The sequence below is a fragment of the Pseudonocardia nigra genome, from assembly GCF_019396355.1.
GTDB classification, from domain to species: Bacteria; Actinomycetota; Actinomycetes; order Mycobacteriales; family Pseudonocardiaceae; genus Pseudonocardia; species Pseudonocardia nigra.
Genome location: NZ_JAHKRK010000560.1, coordinates 1 through 686 on the forward strand (window position 1 = coordinate 1; position 686 = coordinate 686).

General features: G+C 68.5%; 1 pseudogene. It reads right to left on the reverse strand.

Features of this window, described 5'->3' with window-relative positions:
- Window positions 1-415 (reverse strand): annotated as a pseudogene (locus KME75_RS42195) (hypothetical protein); the annotation flags it as partial.
- Between the last annotated feature and the right edge of the window lie 271 nt (window positions 416-686).

Here is a 686-nt window from a genome sequence, read left to right on the forward strand (position 1 = left end):
CGCGGTAAGCGGTTGATCGATGAGGGAACGCTTCAGAGGCGCCCAGCAGGTTCATCCCTTTCGTCGTGTCCGCTGAATCGGACAGCCGGTTGCGCAACACCGCCGGCGGCTCGAGTCGAGGGTGCAGCAGCGCATATGACAGCGGCACCATCAGCGCCACCACCAAGGCCGGGACCAGCATCGACCAGATGCCGGTGACCTCGGCGATCAGCCCGATCGCGGTCAGGCTGGCTGCGACCGCGACCAGCAGCCGGGCGCCCTCGCGGACCAGGTCCGCCTCTTCCTCCTCGAACGGGCGCAGCTTCCGCGGGTCATACAACTCGTAGCCGACGTCGCGCAGCGTCCCCAGGATCTCCTCGGGCGTGACCTGGTCCGGGTCGTAGTCGACCAGGGCCTGCTCGTGGGTCAGGCTCACCGGAACCCAGCCGGGCCGTCCATCCGGCCCAGTGCCACCCGGCTGCCGGACGGGGCGGCCGCGCAACCCGCCTCATGCCTCCTCATATTCGGCCTGACCTGCATCTTCCCCGGATCGGATGCATCTGGTGGCAATGCCGAAGACCGTCGCGGTGATCCGGGTTCCTTCTGTGCGGACACACCCGGTGCCCGCGTCGCGGGCGGTGGATCCGGAGATCCCGACGCCGCTCGCCGACCGACAACGGAAGGACAGCCTGATGCGCATCGTCAAG